1 protein-coding gene is annotated in these 1,132 nt (G+C 64.2%); it reads right to left on the bottom strand.

Features of this window, described 5'->3' with window-relative positions:
• Positions 1-36 precede the first annotated feature (36 nt).
• The gene (locus OC610_RS27820; protein ID WP_264432776.1) at positions 37-1,029 is read right to left on the bottom strand and encodes an AraC family transcriptional regulator; all 993 of its coding nucleotides are present in this window, start codon (positions 1,027-1,029) and stop codon (positions 37-39) included.
• Between the last annotated feature and the right edge of the window lie 103 nt (positions 1,030-1,132).

Genomic DNA, 1,132 nt, shown 5'->3' with positions numbered 1-1,132 from the left:
CTCCCTCGCCACGGGGATCGTGTTTGAAGCCAACTTTCACGCCCTGAACCGACTCGGCGCCACGCCGCTCCAGCGTACGAACGCGTGGCGAAAGCTCGCGGTTTCACTGAAGCCAAGCAGTTCGGCGATCCGATAGATCGGCAGTTGGTCCTCGCAGAGCATTTGCTTGGCTTGCTCGAAGCGCAGTTCATCGAGCAGTTCCTGATAGCTGCAACCCAGATCCTTCAAATGCCGGCGCAGGGTGCGCGCCGAGCAGTTCATTTGCTCGGCCAGGCCTTCCAGGCCCGGGGCGGCGTCCAGTTGCGCGACGAGCAGTTGGCGGATGCGCCCCAGCCAGGCCTGGCGGCCGGTGAATTCGGTGTTCTGCCGGCGGCAGCGTTCGGCCATGGCGTGATGGGTGATGGGGTCGGCCAGCGGCAGGGGCTGCTCCAGCCAATGCCGGTCGAAGCCGAAGGCGTTGTCGACGCTGTCGAAGCGCACCGGGCAGTCGAACAGGTTGGCGTAGAGCGCCTGGTAATCCGGCGCCAAATGTTCGAAGCGCGCCGCACGCAAGGGCAGCGGGTGGCCGAGCAGGTCGTTGCAGATGACTTTCAGGGAGACCATGCAGAACTCGGCGTTGAATACCGCCAGGGCCGGGTTTTCCCGATAGTCGCTGGCGCTGAGCCAGATGTGCTCGCCGTCGTCGTCCAGTGTCAGCTCGAAGAGTGTTCCCAGCAGCGCCGGGTAGCGCAGCGCGAGGCGCAAAGCGTCACCTAAGGTGGCACTGGTGAGCAGCGCATAGCCGAGCATGCCGTAGGACGAAACGTGCATGTTGCGGCCCAGTTCCAAGCCGATATCCCGCTTGAGGGCCACGGCGTTGGCACAGACCTGCATCTCCTGATTGGTGGTGATGCGCGTGTCGGCCCGGCTCAGGTCCGCCGCGCTGATGCCGCTGCCGGCCAGCAACGCATCACGGGGCAGGCCGTCGTGCTTGAAGGCGTCGAGCACCAGGGAGACGGCGTTGAGCGTGGTGAGGTGGGAATGCAGCATGATCCGTTTCCAGCCTTGGGAGACTGGAGACGGAGCAAGTTGTATGCCGGTCCAGTATCGCAAAGCAATCGCTGGACCCTTGTGGGAGCGAGCTTGCTCGCGA

The sequence above is a fragment of the Pseudomonas agronomica genome, from assembly GCF_025917275.1.
Lineage (GTDB): Bacteria > Pseudomonadota > Gammaproteobacteria > Pseudomonadales > Pseudomonadaceae > Aquipseudomonas > Aquipseudomonas agronomica.
Note: the sequence above shows the minus strand (reverse complement) of the source record. Positions and strands in the feature narration are given on the sequence as shown.

Coding starts and splice junctions, on each gene's coding strand:
- OC610_RS27820 (WP_264432776.1), bottom strand. CDS start 1,029: ATGCTGCATTCCCACCTCACCACGCTCAACGCCGTCTCCCTGGTGCTC.